Raw genomic sequence first — 16,422 nt, 5'->3', positions numbered from 1 at the left:
GGCAGCGGCGGAAGGACGAGGCTAGACCCGACCGCGTGGAAATCTGAGGGTCGGGCCGTCTCATGCCACACTCCCGATCCGAAGCTCCCGCGAATCGATGCCGAGCGGGGCGTGAGTGGCGGCGATGATCAGGCCGCCGCAGCTGAGGTGCTCGCGCATCAATCCGGAAAACATGTCCTGGCCGGCGACATCCAGCGCCGTGGTCGGCTCGTCGAGCAGCCAGACCGGACGGCGGACCGTCAGCAGGCGGGCCAGCGAGAGCCGGCGGCGCTGGCCGGCGGACAGGAAGGCGGCCGGCAGATGGGCGGCGTGGTCGAGGCCGACGATGGCGAGGCTTTCGACGGGGTCAAAACGCTCGCCGCCGAGAAAATCGGCCCAGAATGCCAGATTCTCCGCCGCGCTCAGGGCCGGCTTCAGGGCGTCGCGATGACCGAGATAGTGGCACTGCTCCGGCAAGGTCAGCTCGGCATCGCCTCCGTCCAGCGCGATCGTGCCGCCCGCCGGAACGAGCAGGCCCGCGATCAGCCGCAGCAGCGACGTCTTGCCCGATCCGTTGCGGCCCACGACCGCCACGGCTTCGCCGGCGCCGGCCTCGAAATCGAGCCCGGAAAACACGTCGCGTCCGCCCCGCACGCAAATCACCCCGCGTCCGGAAAGCTGCATCGTGCCTCGTATCAATCCGCTCAAGCCAGGCCTCAGGAAATCTTGGGGTAGCGCATGGGAATTTTTGGCTCGCGAATTGCTGCGGCACCATTGTGGCTGTGGCGGCGCCGTTAGAAAGCTTCTATAAGCCCGGAACTACTTGATGCAGCAACTTAACCTGCCCCTGCAAGCGACCTAGCCGGAATCGCTGACGGTGTTAAAATACCCCTTGCCGGGTATAACTAACAATTGGGATTTCCTTTCATGACCTCGCTCGACAGCTTCAAATGCAAAAAGACCCTCAAGGTCGGCGCCAAGACCTATGTCTATTACAGCCTGCCCACGGCCGAGAAGAATGGTCTGAAGGGAATTTCCAAACTTCCCTATTCGATGAAGGTTTTGCTCGAGAACCTGCTCCGCAACGAGGACGGTCGCTCGGTCAAGAAGGAAGACATCGTCGCGGTGTCGAAATGGCTGCGCAAGAAGTCGCTGGAGCATGAGATCGCGTTCCGCCCGGCTCGCGTGCTGATGCAGGATTTTACCGGCGTGCCGGCGGTGGTCGACCTCGCTGCCATGCGCAACGCGATGCAGAAGCTCGGCGGCGATGCCGAGAAGATCAATCCGCTGGTGCCGGTCGATCTCGTTATCGACCACTCCGTGATCGTGAACTTCTTCGGTGACAACAAGGCTTTCGGCAAGAACGTCACCGAGGAATACAAGCAGAACCAGGAGCGCTACGAGTTCCTGAAGTGGGGCCAGAAGGCGTTCACGAACTTCTCCGTCGTGCCGCCCGGCACCGGCATCTGCCACCAGGTCAATCTCGAATATCTCTCGCAGACGGTCTGGACCAAGAAGGAGAAGATGACGGTCGGCAAGAAGACCGGCACCTTCGAGGTCGCCTATCCCGACTCGCTGGTCGGCACGGACTCCCACACCACCATGGTCAACGGTCTCGCCGTGCTCGGCTGGGGCGTCGGTGGCATCGAGGCGGAAGCCTGCATGCTCGGTCAGCCGCTGTCGATGCTGCTGCCGACCGTCGTCGGCTTCAAGCTGAAGGGCGCGATGAGGGAAGGCGTCACCGCGACCGACCTCGTGCTGACAGTGACGCAGATGCTGCGCAAGCTCGGCGTCGTCGGCAAGTTCGTCGAGTTCTTCGGCCCCGGCCTCGACCATCTCTCCGTCGCCGACAAGGCGACCATCGCCAACATGGCGCCCGAATACGGCGCGACCTGCGGCTTCTTCCCGGTCGACGCCGCCGCGCTCGATTATCTCAAGACCTCCGGCCGCGCCCCGGCGCGCGTCGCGCTGGTGCAGGCCTATGCCAAGGCGCAAGGGCTGTTCCGCACCGCCAAGTCGGCCGATCCGGTGTTCACGGAGACGCTGACGCTCGACCTCGGCGACGTCGTGCCTTCGATGGCCGGTCCGAAGCGTCCCGAAGGCCGCATTGCGCTGCCGTCGGTCGCCGAAGGCTTTTCGGTCGCCCTCGCCAGCGAATACAAGAAGACCGACGAGCCGACGAAGCGCTTTGCCGTCGACGGCAGGAACTTCGACCTCGGCCATGGCGACGTCGTGATCGCGGCGATCACCTCCTGCACCAACACCTCGAATCCGAGCGTGCTGATCGGCGCCGGTCTGCTGGCGCGTAATGCCGCCGCGAAGGGCCTCAAGGCGAAGCCGTGGGTGAAGACCTCGCTCGCCCCGGGCAGCCAGGTGGTGGCGGCCTATCTCGCCGATTCCGGTCTCCAGGCCGATCTCGACAAGGTCGGCTTCAACCTGATTGGCTTCGGCTGCACCACCTGCATCGGCAATTCCGGCCCGCTGCCCGAGGAGATCTCGAAGTCGATCAACGACAACGGCATCGTCGCGGCTGCCGTGCTCTCCGGTAACCGCAACTTCGAAGGCCGCGTCTCGCCGGACGTGCAGGCGAACTATCTGGCCTCGCCGCCGCTCGTCGTCGCCCACGCGCTCGCGGGCAGCGTCACCAAGAACCTGGCCGTCGAGCCGCTCGGCGAAGGCAAGGACGGCAAGCCGGTCTACCTGAAGGACATCTGGCCGACGACGAAGGAGATCAACGCCTTCATGAAGAAGTTCGTGACCGCGGCGATCTTCAAGAAGAAGTATGCCGACGTGTTCAAGGGCGACACCAACTGGCGCAAGATCAAGACGGTCGAGAGCGAGACCTATCGCTGGAACATGAGCTCGACCTATGTGCAGAACCCGCCCTATTTCGACGGCATGAAGAAGGAGCCGGAACCGGTCACCGACATCGTCGAGGCGCGCATCCTCGCCATGTTCGGCGACAAGATCACCACCGACCACATCTCGCCGGCCGGTTCAATCAAGCTCACCTCGCCCGCGGGCAAATACCTCAGCGAGCACCAGGTGCGTCCGGCCGACTTCAACCAGTACGGCACGCGGCGCGGCAACCATGAAGTCATGATGCGCGGCACCTTCGCCAATATCCGCATCAAGAACTTCATGCTCAAAGGTGCGGACGGAAATATCCCCGAAGGCGGCCTGACCAAGCACTGGCCCGACGGCGAGCAGATGTCGATCTACGACGCCGCGATGAAGTACCAGCAGGAGCAGGTCCCGCTGGTGGTGTTCGCGGGCGCGGAATACGGCAACGGCTCCTCGCGCGACTGGGCCGCGAAGGGCACCCGTCTGCTCGGCGTGCGCGCCGTGATCTGCCAGAGCTTCGAGCGCATCCACCGCTCCAATCTGGTCGGCATGGGCGTGCTGCCGCTGACCTTCGAGGACGGCACCTCCTGGTCGTCGCTCGGTCTGAAGGGCGACGAGAAGGTCACGTTGCGTGGTCTCGTCGGCGATTTGAAGCCGCGCCAGAAGCTGACCGCGGAGATCGTCTCCGGCGACGGCTCGTTGCAGCGCATTTCGCTGCTTTGCCGCATCGATACACTGGATGAGCTCGAATACTACCGCAACGGCGGCATCCTGCACTACGTGCTGCGCAAGCTGGCGGCGTAAGCGCGGATTTGTGAACGGTGGCTCACTGCGAAGTGAGTAGTAGGTTACACGAAGGCGGCCTATCACAAGGCCGCCTTCGTGCCTTTGCGGCAGGCTTCAGATGGGCCCGTCCGGCAGAGAACTTCGCCAAGCGGTCGAATGTGCGAGGCTCGTAAGACTACGGTGACCATCCGGCGGTAAGATTTCCCCTCTCACGAGTAATGGTGTGCGGCGCTCGACATGACAACAATGACGGCTTCTCATCTGGTTTCGCGTTGGTCCGGTGCCCTCTGGTCGGGCGCACTCGGGATCTGCGCGATCGTCGCCGTCATTCGTCCTGCCGAGGCTGAGCCCCGCGCCGTTGTCGAATTGTTTACCTCGCAGGGCTGCTCCTCCTGCCCGCCGGCCGACAAGATCATCGGCGACCTCTCCAGCGATCCCTCGATCATCGCGCTGAGCATGCCGATCGACTATTGGGATTATCTTGGCTGGAAGGACACACTGGCGGATTCGCGTTTTTCTGCACGGCAGCGGGCCTACTCGCGCATGCGCGGCGACCGCGAAGTCTATACGCCCCAGGTCGTGGTCAACGGCTCCACGCATGTCGTCGGCAGCGACCGCACCGGCATCGAAAGCGCGATCGGCAAGACCGACAAGGGCACAGGCGTGATGAGCGTGCCGGTGACGATGTCGCTCGCGGGCAAGCAGATCAATGTCTCGGTGGCCGCGAGCAAGGAGCCGGCGGTCTCGCGTGGCGAGGTCTGGATCTGCTCGATTGCGAAATCGGTGCCGATCGCGATCAGCCGCGGCGAAAATCGCGGACAGCAGGTCATCTATCACAACGTGGTTCGCAACCTGCTCAAGGTCGGCGACTGGACCGGCCGTTCGGAAAGCTGGACGGTGCCGATCGAGAACCTCACGCGCGACGGCGTCGACGGCGCTGTGGTCTATGTCCAGGACGGCAGCCGCGAAAAGCCGGGGCCGATGCTGGGCGCGGCGTATACGTCGCTGCACTGATTTCGATTCTCTCTCTAAGAGTCGTACTGCCTAAGCGGCGTACTGCGCTCTCAATCTTCATGGTGAGGAGCGCGCCCTTGCGCGCGTGGCGGACGATGCTGCGCATCGCCGCGAGAACCATGCAGGCCCGCTGATGCAGCCCGGCCTCGATCCTTCGAGACGCCGCTTCGCGGCTCCTCAGGATGAGGGGAGAGAGTTTGTGGTGAGATATCCGTCGAGGCAGAAACATCCCGGCACAAACAAAAAAGGACCAACTTGCGTTGGCCCTCCTTGTCGTGCGAACAGACCCGATCCTGACGACCCCGGGGGGCTGGGGGCTGAGGAATCCGGAACCGAAAGGACCGGGTCAACGCACACCTGCTTTTTGGCAGGGCAGGGCGGCAGTCGCTTGGCGGAAAAGCGGCGACACTATGATTCTTGCTAACGATCCCGTGACGGTTTGCGCGACAGAGTTCCACCCTGCGTGTGCCCGGAATTCGCACCGGATTTTATGCGTCCTCTCAAGGCCCCCTTGCGGTGGGGAACAGTTGGGGCAATCATGCAGCTGTCATGATCCGCGGTTCCGGGGACGGTCTTCGCGGACGTGGTCATGCTGTGGCGACAGGAGGCTTTCTATGAGTCTGTCGGAGGATGCCGATCCGAGCGAACAGCGCGCGGCGGCGCGCCCAGCCGCTGCGAATGCGCAACTGGGCCGGGTGACGTTCAATCGGCTCGAGTTGCATCGTATTCTCAATCTCTACGGCCGTATGGTCGCCGACGGCGAGTGGCGTGACTATGCCATCGACTTCCTGAAAGACCGCGCCGTGTTCTCGGTGTTTCGCCGCGCCTCGGAAGTGCCGATCTATCGCATCGAAAAAGATCCGCGCCTCGCGCGCAAGCAGGGCATGTACAGCGTGATCTCTGCGACGGGTCTGATCCTGCGCCGCGGCCACGAGCTCGAACGCGTGCTGCTGGTGATCGATCGCAAGCTGGCTGTGGTGTAGCTGCCCACCCATCCTGCGAGAGCGAGCCTAGTTTCCCGGCACTGTACCCGCGCCCTCGCCGAGGTCGCGCTGCATCATCACCGTATCCAGCCAGCGGCCGAATTTCAGCCCGACGCTGGGGTGCGTGCCGATCATCTTGAAGCCGCCCTTGGTGTGCACGCCGATCGAGCCGGCATTGGCGGAATCGCCGATCACCGCGATCATCTGGCGGAAGCCTCGCGCCTCGCATTCGGCGACCAGACGCTCCAGCAACAGAAGTCCGACGCCGCGACGGTGAAAGCCTGGATCGAGATAGATCGAGTTCTCGACCGTGAAGCGGTAGGCCGGCCGCGGCCGGTAGGCCCCCGCATAGGCATAGCCGGCAATGCGGCCGTCGAGGATGGCGACGAAATAGGGATAGCCGCCGTCGATCAGCGTACGATAGCGGCGCGTCATCTCGGCGAGGTCGGGCGGGTCCAGCTCGAAGGTCGCGGTGCCCTCGCGGACGGCCTGCTGGTAGATGGCGGTGATGGCGGGAAGGTCGGCCTCGAGGGTGGGCCTGATTTCAGGTGCGGACATGGGGCGAGATTAGAGCGTTCCCGGGACGGCTGGAAGAGGCAACGGCTTCTCGGCGCCGTCTTCGCGAGCGCAGCAGGCCCCATCTTCTCCGCTGTCATGCCCCGCATAGGCGGGCGTCCAGTACTCCGAGACAGCGCGGCTAGAACGGAGCCGCTGCGGCGTACAGGATCGCCCGCCCCAGTGCGCAATTGCGGACAAGGCGGGGCGATGACAGCGGCGGGTGCTGCGACGTCCGGCCCCAAACAAAAACCCCGGCCTTTCGGCCGGGGCTCGTGTTGTTCGCTCTGGGCTTGCGCTTAGTCGCGCTGGCCGAGGAGCTGCAGGAGCAGCGTGAACAGGTTGATGAAGTTCAGGTACAGCGACAGCGCGCCGGTGATGGCCGCACGCTCCGCGACTTCACCGCCGGCCGAGGCGTAGCCGTAGATGTAGTCGTTCTTCAGCCGCTGGGTATCCCAGGCGGTGAGGCCCGCGAACACCAGCACGCCAACCACCGACACGACGAACTGGAGCAACGAGCTCGCCAGGAACAGGTTGACCAGGCTCGCGATGACGATGCCGATCAGGCCCATGAACAGGAACGAACCCATTCCGCTCATGTCACGCTTGGTGGTGTAGCCGTAGAGGCTGAGCGCGCCGAAGGTCGCCGCGGTGATGAAGAACACCCGCACGATCGAGGTGTGGGTGAACACCAGGAAGATCGAGGACAGCGAGACGCCCATCAGCGCCGCGAACACCCAGAACAGGATCTGGGCGGTCGAGGGCGCGAGACGGTTGATGCCCGCCGAGATCACGAACACCATGGCGAGCGGCGCGAGCATGAACAGCCACTTCAAGGGGCTGACGAACATCGCGTAGCCGAACGGCGTCAGGAACAGCTTGCCGACGCGGACGGCTTCCGGGGTCGGAACATCCGTCACGGCGGCCATGTAGACGCCGAGTGCGGCAAGGCCGGTGATGGCCAGGCCGATGCTCATGTAGTTGTAGATGCGCAGCATGTAGGCGCGCAGGCCGGCATCGACCGTCGCGGCGTCAACACGCCCGGCGGCCCTGCCGAAAGGAGAAGCGTAGTTACGGTCTAGGTCCGACATGGTCGAATTCCCGTTGGTTAGCCCGGTCCGGCATGAGGGCTCCATGCCACCGGTTCGTCAAATTCTATCTCGGATACCGATGTCTGCCGACTAAATTTTGGCTAACAATCGGGGCTCCGAACCCATTCGATATGTGGGAAACTAGCACATTCGCTGCAACCGTCCACGCGCGGCTGAATGTCGCCCTCGTCCGCAATCCTGGCGAGCAAACGTGGTTAATCGCCGGAATCGTGCGATTCCGCCCCCGCGCAGCCGCCCGCTACCATTTGTCACAAATTCCGCAACACCGTGGCGGGCTTTTTGTTCAACGCCAGGAGCGTGCCGGCGAGCCCGAGGCCGACCGTGACGACCAGGGCGGCCGCGACCACGCCGGCCGCGCTGCCGGCCTGCCAGACGAAGGTGAGCGTCATCAGCCGGGTCACGATCATCCAGGCCGCGACGCTGCCGGCGAAAACGCCGAAAACCGCAGTGGCGAGGCCGATCAGGAGGTATTCGAGCGCATAGGCGCCGAGCAGCCGCAGCCGGGTCGCGCCCAGGGTCTTGAGGATCACCGCATCGTAGACCCGGTGGCGATGGCCGGCGGCGAGCGCGCCGCCCAGCACCAGGATCGCCGAAATCAGGGTCACGGCGCTGGCGCCGCGGATCGCCAGTGCCAGATTGGTCACGACCGAGCCGACCGTCTCCATCACCTCGCGCACACGCACGCTCGTCACCATCGGATAGGCGTCGGCGACCTCCTTGATGATCTTGCCGTCGCCAGCCGCGTCGCCGCCGGCTTCCGTCAGCGTCGCGATGTGGGTATGCGGCGCGCCCTTGAATGCGTTCGGCGAGAACACCAGGACGAAATTGATACCGAGGCCCTGCCAGTCGATGCTGCGCAGATTGCTGATCTTCGCGGGGATGTCGCGGCCGAGGATATTGACCACGACCTCGTCACCGAGCTTGAGGCCGAGCCCGTCCGCGATCTTCTTCTCCATCGAAACCAGCGGTGGGCCGGTATAATCGGCGCTCCACCACTCGCCCTCGACCACCTTGGAGCCTTTCGGCAGATCGGCGGTATAGGTCAGGCCACGGTCGCTCTGCAGCACCCACTCGGAATCGGTGGCGGGCTTGAGCTCCTCGGCGCGGACGCCGCGGGCTCCGACGATGCGCCCGCGCAGCATCGGCACGTCCTCGACCTTCGCGCCAGGGGCGATCTGGCGCAGATAACCGTCGAACTGCTCGGCCTGCGTGCTCGGGATGTCGATGAAGAAGAACGATGGTGCGTGCTCGGGCAATGCCGCCAGGAACTGCCGGCGCAGATTGCCGTCGATCTGGGTGATGGTGACGAGCACCGCGAGCCCGAGGCCCAACGACAGCACGACCGAGGGCGTCAGCGCGCCCGGCCGGTGGATGTTGGCGATCGCGAGGCGCAGCATCGGCAACCGCGTGCGCGGCAGCCGCCGCGCGATCGCCATCAGCAGCACGGCAATGCCGCGCAGCAGCGCGAACACGACGACGGAGGAGGCCACGAACACCGCGGCGATGCGCTTGTCGAACGACAGGCCAATCACGACCGCGATGAGCAGCGCGACCACGACGGCCATGAAAACGAGGTAGCTCCAGCGTGGCCGGTGCCATTCGTTGCTGATGGTGTCGCGGAACAGCGCGGCCACCGGCACGTCGTGCACGCGCCCGAGTGGCCACAGGCCGAAGGCAAGCGCAGTGAGCAGCCCGTAGACGAACGACAGCGCGAGCTCGTCGGCATGCACCGCCGGGACCACCGGCAGCGGCAGCAGCTTGCCGAACAGGCCGACGATCGCAAAGGGCATGGCGGCGCCGAGTGCAAGGCCGATCAACGAACCGATCGCTGCGAGCAGGAGAACCTGCGCGAGATAGATGCCGAACACGTCGCGCCCGGTGGCGCCGACGGCCTTCAAGGCCGCGATCACCTCGAGCTTGTGGTCGATATGGCTCTTGACGGCATTGGCGACGCCGACACCGCCGACCAGCAGCGCAGCGAGGCCGACCAGCGTCAAAAACTGCGTGAAGCGGCTGATATTGCGTTCGAGCTGCGGCGAGGCATTGGAACGGCTGCGGACCTCCCAGCCGGCCTGCGGCGCGGCGTTGCGCGCATCCGCGATGAAGGTTTCGGTGTCGCGCTCGCTGTTGGCGATCTCCGGCAGCTTCACCCGATAGACCCAGCGCACCAGGCTGCCGGGCTGGATCAGGCCTGTCGCGCGCAGGCCTGCCTCGCTGATCAGGAAGCGCGGGCCGAAGCCGATGCCGCCGGCGAGTTTGTCAGGCTCGGCCTCGACCGTGCTGCGGATCTGGAACGTTGCTGAGCCGACGGTGACGCGATCACCGGTCTTGAGCGAGAGCCGCGCCAGCAGCGTCGGATCGGCGGCGGCGCCGAACGCGCCGTCGCGCTCCGCGAGCAGGTCGGACATCGGCAGCGGCGGCGCCAGCGTCAGCTGTCCGAGCATCGGATAGGTATCGTCGACCGCCTTCATCTCGACCAGTGCGAGCTGGCCCTCCGCCGACCGCGCCATGCCGCGCAGTGTGGCGGCGCTCGAGACGGTACCGCGCGAACGCAGGAAGGCGACTTCCTCCGGCTTCGCTTCGCGCTGAAACAAGACGAACGACACGTCGCCGCCGAGCAGCGTGCGGCCCTCGCGAGCGAGGCCGTCGCTCAGGCTCGCCGAGACCGAGCCGACGCCGGCGATGGCCATCACGCCGAGCGCGATGCAGGAAATGAATACGTAAAAGCCGCGCAAGCCGCCGCGCAATTCGCGCAGCGCGTAGCGCAGCGACAGCGCGACGCCGTTGGGCTTCGCGAACGGTTCGACTGCTGCGCTCATGCGGGCGCAGACTGCGTGTCGATGCGCCCCGAACGCAGGCGGATGACGCGATCGCAGCGATGCGCGAGCGAGGAATCGTGCGTGACCAGCACCAGGGTCATGCCGCGCTCGGCATGCTTACTGAACAGGAGATCGACGATCTGCTTGCCGGTGGCTTCGTCGAGATTGCCGGTCGGCTCGTCGGCAACGAGGATCGCGGGATCGGGCGCCAGCGCGCGCGCCAGCGCGACGCGCTGCTGCTCGCCGCCGGAGAGTTGCGTCGGATAATGATGCAGACGGTCGCCGAGCCCGACCGAATGCAGCTCCTGCGCCGCGCGCTTCGCGGCGTCGGGATTGCCGGCGAGTTCGAGCGGCACGGCGACGTTCTCCAGCGCCGTCATCGTCGGGATCAAATGGAAGGACTGGAAGACGATGCCGACCTGGCGGCCGCGGAAGCGGGCCAGCGCGTCCTCGTCGAGGGCATTGAAAGGCGTGCCGCTGACCACCACCTCTCCGCTATCAGGACGCTCCAGCCCAGCCATCACCATCAGCAGCGTGGATTTGCCCGAGCCTGACGGGCCGATCAGGCCGATCGTCTCGCTACGGCCGACGCGCAAGCTGATATCCTTGAGAATGTGAACGCGTGCCGCGCCCGTACCCAATGACAGATTGACGTTGGAGATGGCGATGGTGTCCGCCGAGCTGGCGGCGAGCGAAGAGGAAGAGATGCGAGTGTCCATGGTCCGGTCATATGGCAACTCCGTACGCGCGGTCGAGAGGCGTTACGGTTTGTTCATGCACATAGCCGTGTTGATGTTCGCTTTGATGACGGTCGCAAATCCGGCTTGGGCGGAATCGACAAAATCGGTCAAGCTTGTCGTTCTCGGCGATTCCTTAAGCGCCGGTCTTGGCCTCCCGGCCCAGGAAGCATTCCCCACAAAGCTTCAAAAAGCCTTGCAGGCCAAAGGCATAGACATCGACATGACCAACGCGGGGGTGTCCGGGGACACCTCGTCCGGCGGCCGTGACCGGCTCGACTGGTCGGTCCCTGATGGAACCGATGGTGTCATCATCGAGCTCGGCGCCAACGACGCATTGCGCGGCATCAATCCCGATTTGACGCGCGCCGCGCTGGCCGAGATCGTCCAGCGCCTCAAGGTGCGCAAGATTCCAGTCATGCTGTGCGGCATGCTGGCGGCGCCGAATTACGGCTCGGATTATGCGGCACGCTTCAATTCGATTTATCCGGATCTGGCGAGAAAATTCGACGTGCCGCTCTATCCGTTTTTTCTTGAGGGTGTCGCGGCCGACGCCAAACTCAACCAGGCCGACGGCATTCATCCGACCGCGCCCGGCGTCGACATCATCGTCAAGAATATCTTGCCCACGGTTGAGGCATTCCTTGGCACGATAGCTGAGCAACGGCGTTGAAAAGCAGGCAGCGCCGACCGTAATTCCCAGGGTTTTACCGGGGTGAGGCGCGCGATGCTTCGCAGGGTCACACAACTGCGATAGGAATTGGGGTACCGGTGATTCGTCGCCGGCTCTAAAATTTGGATATGGTCTTTCCGAGGATCATGCCCAAGCATCGGGAGTGCGAAACGATGCCGCGTTTGTTCACCGGTCTGGAAATTCCGGCCGAGATTGGCCAGTCGCTTTCCAATTTGCGGGGCGGGCTTCCCGGCGCCCGCTGGATCGACCCCGAAAATTACCATGTCACCCTGCGTTTCATCGGCAATATCGACGGCATGTCCGCCAACGAAATCGCCTCGATGCTGTTTCGCGTCGACCGCAAGCCGTTCGAGGTGAAGGTGCAGGGACTGCAGAGTTTCGGCGGACGCAAGCCGCGTGCGGTGGTCGCAACCATCGTGCCAAGCAAGCCGCTGATGGAATTGCAGGCCGAGCTCGAGCGCATGATGCAGCGGATCGGCCTCGACCCTGAAGGCCGCAAGTTTATCCCGCACGTCACGCTGGCCCGTCTGCATGACGCCACCGACCGAGATGTCGCCGACTATCTCTCGCTGCGCGGCTATTTTCCCAGCAAGGCGTTCACGGCCGAACGCTTCGTGCTGTTCTCCTCGCGCGCCTCCACCGGCGGCGGTCCCTATGTGGTCGAGGACGCTTACGAGTTGTGTGAGTGAGCTTGGCTCGCGAGCCATATGGCGCGTGGCGTCTATCGCGGTCAGAATGGCAACCCGTGTTTGTCATAGACAACAATTTCGTCTGCCGTCTGGTCGGCTACCACAGGCAGCTCGCTCCAGCGTCGGCGGCTCGCAGCCATATCGTCCAAGAGAGCAGCCTTGCGGTGCTGATTGTCGATCCGGCTAAGCCGCTCCTCGATAGCTCGCTTCGTCGCGACCACAACGGTCTCGCCGGTGAGTTGCGCCAGCCTCCACGCGAGATGCTCGGTCTCGGGGTCCTCGATACTAAGAGCCATGTCAGGAACCTCAAAGTAGCCGCTAAACTCTCTGATATTTCAATCATCCGCCCGCACCCACGTGGACCAGGGTAAGCGCATGCGCCCCTTGCGCCAATACACAGTTGCAATTTCCGCCGGTCTCTGGCGGTAAAGAGCCATGCTCTCGACCCCCAGTTCCCCATTCCGCGAGGCGTATCAGGCCCAGATCGCGTGCGGCGCGATCGAGCCCGACGCTGCGCAGGCCGAAATCGCCGAAGCCTATACGGCGCTCGACCAGCGGCTCGCCGATTACAAGCCGCCGCGCAAGCAGGGCCTGCTCAGTCGCCTGTTCAGCAGCGACAAGGACGACGCGCCGCACGGGCTCTACGTCCATGGCGAGGTCGGCCGCGGCAAGACCATGCTGATGGACCTGTTCTTTCAGCACAGTACCGTCGAGCACAAGCGGCGCGCGCATTTCCACGAGTTCATGGCCGATGTGCACGAGCGCATCTACGACTATCGCCAGGGCATCGCGCGCGGCGAGATCGCCGACGGCGACGTCATCACGCTGACCGCTAACGCCATCTTCGAGGAGAGCTGGCTGCTCTGCTTCGACGAATTCCACGTCACCGACATCGCCGACGCGATGATCCTCGGCCGCCTGTTCGCAAAGCTGCTGGAGCTCGGCACCGTGGTGGTCGCGACCTCCAACGTCGCGCCTGACGATCTCTACAAGGGCGGCCTGAACCGTTCGCTGTTCCTGCCGTTCATCAAGCAGATTACCGACCACATGGACGTGCTGCGGCTCGACGCGCGCACCGACTTCCGGCTGGAAAAACTTCAGGGCGTGCCGATGTGGCTGACGCCGGCAGACACTGAGGCGGACACCGCGCTCGACCGCGCTTGGTCGAAGATGTCCGGCAGCGCCAAATGCAAGCCGCGCGATATTTCGATCAAGGGGCGCATCCTGCACGTGCCGTGCTCGGCCCCCGGCGTGGCGCGGTTTTCGTTCGCCGATCTCTGCGAGAAGCCGCTCGGCGCATCCGACTATCTCAGGCTGGCGCACGACTATCACACTATCCTGGTCGACCATATTCCAGTGATGGACCTCTCCCAGCGCAACGCCGCCAAGCGCTTCATCACGCTGATCGACACACTCTATGACAATGCCGTGAAGCTGATGGCTTCCGCCGATGCCAACCCGATCTCGCTGTACCTCGCCCACGAGGGCAACGAGGCCAACGAGTTCAAGCGAACGTCGTCGCGCCTGATTGAAATGAGCTCGGAATCCTATCTGGCGCTGCCCCACGGCCGCAAGGATTCCACCGCCAGCGGCTCGACCAAGGGCTTGGTGGAGACTTAAGTCCTATTTGCCAGCGCTGTCATTCCGGGGGCCGCGACGGAGCCCGTCATCGGGCCATGTTTCGTGCAAACCGGTTGGATGCGCTCTGGAATGACAGGGATGCGCTCCAATACGCGGCAAGCCCGACAAATGGGCAACCGGCGACTTGAACGGGGGAGGCTAAAGGGATAACCACCCGTCTCAGTTTTCTCCTCCTGACGTGTCTAAAGGACAGGTTCACATGGCGCGCGACAAGATTGCTTTGATTGGCTCCGGTCAGATCGGCGGAACGTTGGCTCATCTCATCGGCTTGAAAGAGCTGGGCGATGTGGTGATGTTCGACATCGCCGAGGGCGTGCCGCAGGGCAAGGCGCTCGACATCGCGCAGTCCTCGCCGGTCGACGGCTTTGACGCGCATTTCACCGGCGCGAACTCCTACGAGGCGCTCGACAACGCAAAAGTCTGCATCGTCACCGCCGGCGTGCCGCGCAAGCCCGGCATGAGCCGCGACGACCTCCTCTCCATCAACCTCAAGGTCATGGAGCAGGTCGGCGCCGGCATCAAGAAGTATGCCCCCGACGCTTTCGTCATCTGCATCACTAACCCGCTCGACGCGATGGTCTGGGCGCTGCAGAAGGCCTCCGGCCTGCCGCACAAGAAGGTCGTCGGCATGGCCGGCGTGCTGGATTCGTCGCGCTTCCGCTACTTCCTGGCCGACGAATTCAACGTCTCGGTCGAAGACGTCACCGCCTTCGTGCTGGGCGGCCATGGCGACACCATGGTGCCGCTGGTGAAGTACTCCACCGTCGCCGGCATCCCGCTGCCCGACCTCATCAAGATGGGCTGGACCTCGCAGGTGCGCCTCGACGAGATCGTCGACCGCACCCGCAACGGCGGCGCCGAGATCGTCAATCTGCTCAAGACCGGCTCGGCCTTCTACGCCCCCGCGGCCTCCGCGATCGCGATGGCCGAGAGCTATCTGCGCGACAAGAAGCGCGTGCTGGCCTCAGCCGCCTACCTGAACGGCGAATACGGCGTGAAGGACATGTATGTCGGCGTGCCCGTCGTGATCGGCTCCAAGGGTGTCGAGCGCGTCGTCGAGATCGAACTCGTCGGCAAGGACCGCGAGGCCTTCGACAAGTCGGTCGGCGCGGTTCAGGGCCTGGTTGACGCCTGCAAGAAGATCGCACCCGATCTTCTCGGCCGCTAAGGTCAAAACGTCCCCGCCGAAGACCGAAACCCGGTCTTCGGCGGTTTCATTTCCGGGGGCCGCGTCGGGCGGGTTCCGGGTCCGCAAGTCCAGAGATCGATGTCAAAGAATCCGACTTGCAGTTCCTGTGGTATATGGTATGCCAGCCACAAGACTGAGGTGGGCCCATGCGGTCACCGCCCGCGGGTTCAGGGAGCGACCATATGAATATCCATGAATATCAGGCCAAAGCGCTGCTGAATGAGTTCGGCGTGGCGATCTCCAAGGGCGTTGCGGTCCTGAAGGCGGCTGACGCAGACGCAGCGGCCAAGGCCCTCCCGGGCCCGGTCTGGGTGGTCAAGAGCCAGATCCACGCCGGCGGCCGCGGCAAGGGCAAGTTCAAGGAGGCGTCCGCCGGCGACAAGGGCGGCGTCCGCATCGCCAAGTCGGCCGCGGAGGTCTCCGAGTTCGCCAAGCAGATGCTCGGCGCCACGCTCGTGACGATCCAGACCGGCGCCGCCGGCAAGCAGGTCAACCGCCTCTACATCGAGGACGGCTCCGACATCGACAAGGAATTCTATCTTTCGATCCTGGTCGACCGCGAGACCTCTCGCGTCTCGTTCGTGGTATCGACCGAGGGCGGCGTCAACATCGAGGACGTCGCGCACAACAGCCCCGAGAAGATCGTGACCTTCTCGATCGATCCCGCGACCGGCATCATGGGCCATCACGGCCGCACCGTCGCCAACGCGCTGAAGCTTTCCGGCGATCTCGCCAAACAGGCAGAGAGGCTCACCGCGCAGCTCTACGCGGCGTTCGTCGCCAAGGACATGTCGATGCTGGAGATCAACCCGCTGGTCGTGACCAAGCAGGGCCAGCTCCGCGTGCTCGACGCAAAAGTGTCGTTCGACGACAACGCGCTGTTCCGTCACCCCGAGGTGCTGGCGCTGCGCGACGAGACCGAGGAAGACGCCAAGGAAATCGAGGCGTCGAAGTACGATCTCAACTACGTCACGCTCGACGGCAACATCGGCTGCATGGTCAACGGCGCCGGTCTCGCCATGGCGACGATGGACATCATCAAGCTCTACGGCATGGCGCCGGCGAACTTCCTCGACGTCGGCGGCAGCGCCAGCAAGGAAAAGGTCGCGGCCGCCTTCAAGATCATCACCGCCGATCCCAACGTGAAGGGCATCCTGGTCAACATCTTCGGTGGTATCATGAAGTGCGACGTGATCGCCGAAGGCGTCACTGCCGCGGTGCGTGAAGTCGGCCTCAGCGTGCCGCTGGTGGTTCGCCTTGAAGGCACCAATGTCGAACTGGGCAAGAAGATCATCCGTGAATCCGGCTTGAACGTGGTGCCGGCCGACAATCTCGACGACGCCGCGCAGAAGATCGTGAAGGCCGTCAAGGGAGGCTAAG

The 16,422-nt window shown here is 64.1% G+C and carries 14 protein-coding genes; 8 read left to right on the top strand and 6 right to left on the bottom strand.

Annotation, left to right across the window (positions count from 1 at the left end):
- Positions 1-60: 60 nt before the first annotated feature.
- On the bottom strand, positions 61-663 hold the full coding sequence (gene ccmA, locus IVB27_RS13720) for a heme ABC exporter ATP-binding protein CcmA (protein ID WP_247444086.1): 603 nt from the start codon (positions 661-663) through the stop codon (positions 61-63).
- A 243-nt stretch (positions 664-906) separates the two neighbouring features.
- On the opposite strand from ccmA, the gene acnA reads away from it, so the two are divergent.
- The 3 genes from acnA to IVB27_RS13705 all read left to right on the top strand — a co-directional run bounded on the left by acnA (position 907) and on the right by IVB27_RS13705 (position 5,606).
- Positions 907-3,627 carry an aconitate hydratase AcnA gene (gene acnA, locus IVB27_RS13715; protein ID WP_247444085.1) on the top strand — a complete coding sequence of 907 codons (2,721 nt, stop codon included), beginning with the start codon at positions 907-909 and terminating at the stop codon, positions 3,625-3,627.
- 219 nt (positions 3,628-3,846) lie between these two features.
- Entirely contained in the window at positions 3,847-4,623 is a 777-nt protein-coding gene (locus IVB27_RS13710; protein WP_247444084.1) for a DUF1223 domain-containing protein, read from the top strand.
- Between the two features lie 614 nt (positions 4,624-5,237).
- The gene (locus IVB27_RS13705) at positions 5,238-5,606 is read left to right on the top strand and encodes a DUF2794 domain-containing protein (RefSeq protein WP_247344437.1); all 369 of its coding nucleotides are present in this window, start codon (positions 5,238-5,240) and stop codon (positions 5,604-5,606) included.
- A 27-nt stretch (positions 5,607-5,633) separates the two neighbouring features.
- On the opposite strand, the gene IVB27_RS13700 is transcribed toward IVB27_RS13705, so the two are convergent.
- The 4 genes from IVB27_RS13700 to IVB27_RS13685 form a co-directional block, all read right to left on the bottom strand.
- Complete coding sequence (locus IVB27_RS13700; protein WP_247444083.1) at positions 5,634-6,164, bottom strand: GNAT family N-acetyltransferase; 531 nt, start codon at positions 6,162-6,164, stop codon at positions 5,634-5,636.
- Positions 6,165-6,460: 296 nt separating this feature from the next.
- Positions 6,461-7,252, bottom strand: a complete 792-nt coding sequence (locus IVB27_RS13695; protein ID WP_247344431.1) for a Bax inhibitor-1/YccA family protein — start codon at positions 7,250-7,252, stop codon at positions 6,461-6,463.
- A 269-nt stretch (positions 7,253-7,521) separates the two neighbouring features.
- Positions 7,522-10,092: an ABC transporter permease gene (locus IVB27_RS13690; protein ID WP_247444082.1), complete on the bottom strand. Its 2,571-nt coding sequence runs from the start codon at positions 10,090-10,092 to the stop codon at positions 7,522-7,524.
- Positions 10,089-10,811, bottom strand: a complete 723-nt coding sequence (locus tag IVB27_RS13685) for an ABC transporter ATP-binding protein (RefSeq protein WP_247444081.1) — start codon at positions 10,809-10,811, stop codon at positions 10,089-10,091. The genes IVB27_RS13690 and IVB27_RS13685 overlap by 4 nt, the downstream gene beginning before the upstream one ends.
- A 55-nt stretch (positions 10,812-10,866) precedes the next feature.
- Here IVB27_RS13685 and IVB27_RS13680 point away from each other — a divergent pair, with 55 nt between their 5' ends.
- Together IVB27_RS13680 and thpR are read left to right on the top strand one after the other, a co-directional pair.
- A complete protein-coding gene (locus IVB27_RS13680) occupies positions 10,867-11,502 on the top strand; it encodes an arylesterase (protein ID WP_247444194.1) in 636 nt (211 codons plus the stop codon).
- Positions 11,503-11,675: 173 nt separating this feature from the next.
- The gene (thpR, locus tag IVB27_RS13675; protein ID WP_247444080.1) at positions 11,676-12,212 is read left to right on the top strand and encodes an RNA 2',3'-cyclic phosphodiesterase; all 537 of its coding nucleotides are present in this window, start codon (positions 11,676-11,678) and stop codon (positions 12,210-12,212) included.
- Between the two features lie 41 nt (positions 12,213-12,253).
- On the opposite strand, the gene IVB27_RS13670 is transcribed toward thpR, so the two are convergent.
- Positions 12,254-12,508 (bottom strand): type II toxin-antitoxin system VapB family antitoxin, encoded by a 255-nt coding sequence (locus tag IVB27_RS13670; protein ID WP_247444079.1) that lies wholly within the window; start codon positions 12,506-12,508, stop codon positions 12,254-12,256.
- A gap of 139 nt (positions 12,509-12,647) precedes the next feature.
- On the opposite strand from IVB27_RS13670, the gene zapE reads away from it, so the two are divergent.
- From zapE to sucC, 3 genes are all read left to right on the top strand, one after another.
- Entirely contained in the window at positions 12,648-13,832 is a 1,185-nt protein-coding gene (zapE, locus tag IVB27_RS13665; RefSeq protein WP_247444078.1) for a cell division protein ZapE, read from the top strand.
- A gap of 220 nt (positions 13,833-14,052) precedes the next feature.
- Positions 14,053-15,021: a malate dehydrogenase gene (mdh, locus tag IVB27_RS13660; protein WP_247444077.1), complete on the top strand. Its 969-nt coding sequence runs from the start codon at positions 14,053-14,055 to the stop codon at positions 15,019-15,021.
- A 203-nt stretch (positions 15,022-15,224) separates the two neighbouring features.
- A complete protein-coding gene (sucC, locus tag IVB27_RS13655) occupies positions 15,225-16,421 on the top strand; it encodes an ADP-forming succinate--CoA ligase subunit beta (RefSeq protein WP_247444076.1) in 1,197 nt (398 codons plus the stop codon).
- Position 16,422 lies beyond the last annotated feature (1 nt).

Source organism: Bradyrhizobium sp. 197 (assembly GCF_023073375.1).
GTDB lineage: Bacteria > Pseudomonadota > Alphaproteobacteria > Rhizobiales > Xanthobacteraceae > Bradyrhizobium.
This window is presented reverse-complemented; position numbering and strand designations above follow the sequence as displayed.

Coding starts and splice junctions, on each gene's coding strand:
- ccmA (WP_247444086.1), bottom strand. CDS start 663: ATGCAGCTTTCCGGACGCGGGGTGATTTGCGTGCGGGGCGGACGCGAC.
- acnA (WP_247444085.1), top strand. CDS start 907: ATGACCTCGCTCGACAGCTTCAAATGCAAAAAGACCCTCAAGGTCGGC.
- IVB27_RS13710 (WP_247444084.1), top strand. CDS start 3,847: ATGACAACAATGACGGCTTCTCATCTGGTTTCGCGTTGGTCCGGTGCC.
- IVB27_RS13705 (WP_247344437.1), top strand. CDS start 5,238: ATGAGTCTGTCGGAGGATGCCGATCCGAGCGAACAGCGCGCGGCGGCG.
- IVB27_RS13700 (WP_247444083.1), bottom strand. CDS start 6,164: ATGTCCGCACCTGAAATCAGGCCCACCCTCGAGGCCGACCTTCCCGCC.
- IVB27_RS13695 (WP_247344431.1), bottom strand. CDS start 7,252: ATGTCGGACCTAGACCGTAACTACGCTTCTCCTTTCGGCAGGGCCGCC.
- IVB27_RS13690 (WP_247444082.1), bottom strand. CDS start 10,092: ATGAGCGCAGCAGTCGAACCGTTCGCGAAGCCCAACGGCGTCGCGCTG.
- IVB27_RS13685 (WP_247444081.1), bottom strand. CDS start 10,811: ATGGACACTCGCATCTCTTCCTCTTCGCTCGCCGCCAGCTCGGCGGAC.
- IVB27_RS13680 (WP_247444194.1), top strand. CDS start 10,867: ATGCACATAGCCGTGTTGATGTTCGCTTTGATGACGGTCGCAAATCCG.
- thpR (WP_247444080.1), top strand. CDS start 11,676: ATGCCGCGTTTGTTCACCGGTCTGGAAATTCCGGCCGAGATTGGCCAG.
- IVB27_RS13670 (WP_247444079.1), bottom strand. CDS start 12,508: ATGGCTCTTAGTATCGAGGACCCCGAGACCGAGCATCTCGCGTGGAGG.
- zapE (WP_247444078.1), top strand. CDS start 12,648: ATGCTCTCGACCCCCAGTTCCCCATTCCGCGAGGCGTATCAGGCCCAG.
- mdh (WP_247444077.1), top strand. CDS start 14,053: ATGGCGCGCGACAAGATTGCTTTGATTGGCTCCGGTCAGATCGGCGGA.
- sucC (WP_247444076.1), top strand. CDS start 15,225: ATGAATATCCATGAATATCAGGCCAAAGCGCTGCTGAATGAGTTCGGC.